Origin of the sequence: Micromonospora sp. AMSO1212t (genome assembly GCF_008868145.1) — a bacterium.
Lineage (GTDB): Bacteria > Actinomycetota > Actinomycetes > Mycobacteriales > Micromonosporaceae > Micromonospora > Micromonospora tulbaghiae.
Window position 1 is genome coordinate 1 of record NZ_WBKS01000228.1, and the last position, 3,988, is coordinate 3,988.

Sequence of the window (3,988 nt, forward strand, 5' to 3'; positions counted from 1 at the left end):
AGTGCGGCGGGGAGGCGGCCGATCTCGCGGTATCCGAGGCGCTTGTAGAAGCGGTCCAGTCCCAGACCGTCGCGGACCGTCACGTGCAGCGCCGCCAGGCCGAGCCCTCCGGCGATCCGCTCGGCCTCGCGCATCAGCGCCGCGCCGTACCCGTGTCCCTGGGTGTCGGGGTGCACCATGACGCGCTTGAGCACCCGCCAGTGCGTCTTGAGGTGAAACCGGTTGTCGGCGACGACCAGGACGGCGACCAGGCGTTCGCCCTCGTAGCCGGCGAGGAGCCGGTCCGGCCCGTCCGCCACCTCGTCGAGCGTCGAGGTGGCGAGCGGGCGTACCTCGTCCGCGGTCACGGGGGCGACGAAGCCGACGGCGCCGCCGGCGTTCGTCACGTCCACCCAGAGCGCGATGATCTGTTCGCGCAGCTCGGGGGTGAGGTCGGGGTCGAGTACGAAACGCAGGTCCACGACGCCATCCTGCGCGTGGCGACGCGGCCCGCACCCGCGTTCGTGATGGGCGTGACACCGCTGATGGTGCGGGAGGGGGGTTTCGAACCCCCACGTCCTCTCGGACACAGGCTCCTAAGGCCTGCGCGTCTGCCGTTCCGCCACTCCCGCCCGACCCGCCGAGTTTAGAGTGTCGCGCCGGAGCCGTGTGTACTCCGGGCCGCGACCGGCCGCGACCGGCCGCGATGCGACCAGCCGCGACGAGGCGCGCCGGGCCGGCGACCTCAGTCGAGACCGAGGTCCCGGCGCAGCTTGGCGACGTGGCCGGTGGCCCGCACGTTGTAGAACGCCTGCTCGATCTTGCCGTCCTCGTCCACCACGAACGTCGAGCGGATCACGCCGGTGACGGTGCGGCCGTACATCTGCTTCTCGCCGAACGCGCCGTACGCGGTCAGCACCGCCTTGTCCTCGTCGGAGACCAGCGGGAACGTGATGGCGTCCCGGTCGCGGAACTTCGCTAGCTTCGCCGGCTTGTCCGGCGAGATGCCCACCACCTCGTAGCCGGCGGCCTGGAGGGAGGCGAGCGAGTCCCGGAAGTCACACGCCTGCTTCGTGCAGCCGGGCGTCATGGCGGCCGGGTACGCGTACAGGATGACCTTGCGGCCGCGCAGGCCGGCCAGGGACAGCGTGCCGCCGTCGTCGGTGGGGAGGGTGAACTCGGGGGCGGGGTCGCCGGGCTTGAGGCGGTCGGTCATGGCGGTGACGATACCGTCGGGCCGGTGCGGTCGGCGGACGGCGACGCGCGGGCGTGGTGACGGCCATCATGAGGTTGTTGCCAGATATTGGCAACAGTGCCTTCCTGGAAATAAGCTGAGCCCGTGGACACCCTGGCGATGCACATCTCCAACGGGATCATCAACGGCCCGGTCGCCGCGATCTTCGCGGCTCTCGCCCTCGCCGCGCTCGCCTTCTGCGTGCTGCGGGGCCGCGCCGACCTCGACGACCGGCTGGCTCCGATGGCCGGGCTGGTGGCGGCGTTCATCTTCGCCGTGCAGATGCTCAACTTCCCGATCTTCACCGCCGGGGTCAGCGGTCACCTGCTCGGCGGCGCGCTGGCCGCGCTGCTCGTCGGCCCCTGGGTCGGCGCGCTCTGCGTCGCCGTGGTGCTGATCGTGCAGGCGCTGGTCTTCGGTGACGGCGGGGTCGCGATGCTCGGCCTCAACATCACCAACATGGCGTTGCTGGGCACCGCCGCCGCGTACCTGCTGATCGCGCTGCTGCTGCGCGTGCTGCCGCGTACCCCGACCGGGCTGGCCGTCACCGCGTTCGTCTCCGCGCTGGTCAGCGTGGTGGTCGCGTCCCAGGGATTCGTCCTGCAGTACTGGCTGGGCGGCACCACCGACCTCGGCGGCAACCTCGCCGGACTGGCCGGCACCATGGCCGTCGCCCACCTGCTCATCGGCATCGGCGAGGGCCTGATCACCGCGACCACTGTGGTCACCGTCGCGAAGGTCCGGCCCGACCTGGTGTACGCGCTGCGCGCCCTCAAGCCGGCCACGCCGGCTCCCGCCGTCCCGGTCGCCGGAGGTGCCCGATGAGCAAGCGTCACTGGCCGTTCCTGCTCGGCGGCCTGCTGGTGGCCCTGCTGCTGGCCGGCGTGGTCAGCAACTACGCCTCCTCGCACCCGGACGGGCTCGACTCGTCGCTGCTCAAGGGCTGCACCGTGAACGCCGACGACGAGATCACCGGCGGCAGTTGCCCGGCCCAGCAGGCCAAGGACCACGAGTTGGCGGACAGTCCGCTCGCCGACTACGGCGTACGCGGGATCGGCAACGACTTCGTCTCCACCGGCCTGTCCGGCGTGCTCGGCGTGCTGCTCACCTTCGCGCTCGGCGGCGGCCTGTTCTGGCTGGCCCGCCGCCGCGGCCCGGCGACGCCCGGCGCGACCGCCGACCCGGCGGGGTCCACCACGAGCGCCGACCCGGCGGACGAGGCCGCGACCCCGTCCACCGGCACACGCTGACCATGGGTGCCGGGCACGCGCACGTGCTCTACCGCGAGTCCGGCTCGCCGGTGCACCGCCTCCCGCCGGAGGTGAAGATCGCCGCGATGGTGCTGTTCACCATCGCGGTGGTGGCCACGCCCCGGGAGGCGTACTGGGCCTTCGGCGGGTACGCGCTCCTGGTCGCCGTGGTGGCCGCGCTGGCCCGGGTCGGCCCGCGCTGGCTGCTCAGCCGGGCCCTGATCGAGCTGCCGTTCGTACTGTTCGCGTTCGCGCTGCCGTTCCTGGGTGCGGGGGAGCGGGTCGAGGTGGCCGGCCTCGCCCTGTCCGTGGACGGGCTGCACGGCGCGTTCAACATCCTGGCGAAGGGCACACTCGGCGTACTCGCGTCGCTCCTGCTGGCGGCGACCACGACGACGCGTGACCTGCTGGTCGGCCTGGACCGGCTGCGGTGCCCGCAGATCCTCACCCAGATCGCCACGTTCATGCTGCGCTACCTGGAGGTGCTCGTCGGCGAGGCGCGGCGGATGCGGGTGGCGCGGGTGTCCCGGGGTGACGACCCGCGTTTCCTGTGGCAGTTGCGCGGCTTCGCGGCCGGCGTCGGCGCGCTGTTCCTGCGCGCGTTCGAGCGCGGCGAGCGGGTGTACCTGGCGATGCTCTCCCGCGGCTACACCGGCCGGATGCCGGCGGTGTGGCAGGGGGCCGGCGCGGCCACCGCCGGCCAGTGGGCGGCCGCCGCGACGGTGCCGGCGATCGCGGCCTCCATCGCCGCCGTCGCGCTCGTCCTGCGATGATCGGGTACGTGCAGCAGCCGCCCTCCCTCGACATCAGTGGCGTCCGGTACGCGTACCCGGACGGTCACGTCGCCCTGCACGGGGTGGACCTGACCGTGCCGCGCGGCGAGCGGGTGGCGCTGCTCGGGCCCAACGGCGCCGGCAAGACGACGCTCGTGCTGCACCTCAACGGCATCCTCACCCCGACCGGGGGCGCGGTGAGCGTCGGCGGCCTGACCGTCACCCGCGACCGGGACACGCTGGCCGAGGTACGCCGCCGCGTCGGCATCGTCTTCCAGGACCCGGACGACCAGCTGTTCCTGCCCACAGTCGCCGAGGACGTCGCGTTCGGGCCGGCCAACCTGGGCCTGCGCGGGGCCGAGCTGGCAGCGCGGGTCGACGAGGCCCTCGCGGCCGTCGGGATGAGCGAGCACCGGGACCGGGCGCCGCATCACCTGTCGTTCGGGCAGCGGCGCCGGGTGGCGGTGGCGACCGTGCTCGCCATGCGCCCGGAGATCCTGGTGCTGGACGAGCCGTCGTCGAACCTCGACCCGGCCGCCCGCCGGGAGCTGGCGGAGATCCTGCGCGCCCTGCCGGTGACGCTGCTCATGGTCACCCACGACCTGCCGTACGCGGCCGAGCTGTGCCCCCGCTCGGTGATCCTGGACGGCGGTCGCATCGTCGCCGACGCCCCCACAGTCGATCTCCTGTCCGACGAGGCACTCCTCAAGGCTCACCGCCTGGAACTCCCTTACGGCTTCGCCCCCCGCCCG

Annotated in this window: 6 protein-coding genes and 1 tRNA gene; 4 read left to right on the forward strand and 3 right to left on the reverse strand. The window is 72.9% G+C overall.

The window, feature by feature from the left end:
- The 3 genes from F8279_RS29320 to bcp all read right to left on the reverse strand — a co-directional run.
- Positions 1–461 (reverse strand): GNAT family N-acetyltransferase (locus F8279_RS29320; RefSeq protein ID WP_151501672.1); only part of this gene is annotated, 461 nt, incomplete at its 3' end.
- Between the two features lie 64 nt (positions 462–525).
- Positions 526–611, reverse strand: a tRNA-Leu gene (locus tag F8279_RS29325).
- Positions 612–724: 113 nt separating this feature from the next.
- A complete protein-coding gene (gene bcp, locus F8279_RS29330; protein WP_013474255.1) occupies positions 725–1,195 on the reverse strand; it encodes a thioredoxin-dependent thiol peroxidase in 471 nt (156 codons plus the stop codon).
- Positions 1,196–1,318: 123 nt separating this feature from the next.
- Here bcp and F8279_RS29335 point away from each other — a divergent pair, with 123 nt between their 5' ends.
- From F8279_RS29335 to F8279_RS29350, 4 genes are all read left to right on the forward strand, one after another.
- Complete coding sequence (locus tag F8279_RS29335) at positions 1,319–2,038, forward strand: energy-coupling factor ABC transporter permease (RefSeq protein WP_151501673.1); 720 nt, start codon at positions 1,319–1,321, stop codon at positions 2,036–2,038.
- Positions 2,035–2,463, forward strand: coding sequence for a PDGLE domain-containing protein (locus F8279_RS29340; RefSeq protein ID WP_151501674.1), 429 nt, complete (start codon positions 2,035–2,037; stop codon positions 2,461–2,463). The genes F8279_RS29335 and F8279_RS29340 overlap by 4 nt, the downstream gene beginning before the upstream one ends.
- A 2-nt stretch (positions 2,464–2,465) precedes the next feature.
- Positions 2,466–3,236, forward strand: coding sequence for a cobalt ECF transporter T component CbiQ (cbiQ, locus tag F8279_RS29345; RefSeq protein ID WP_151501675.1), 771 nt, complete (start codon positions 2,466–2,468; stop codon positions 3,234–3,236).
- Positions 3,233–3,988: energy-coupling factor ABC transporter ATP-binding protein (locus tag F8279_RS29350; protein WP_151501676.1), on the forward strand; the 756-nt coding region annotated here is incomplete at its 3' end. The genes cbiQ and F8279_RS29350, both read left to right, overlap by 4 nt.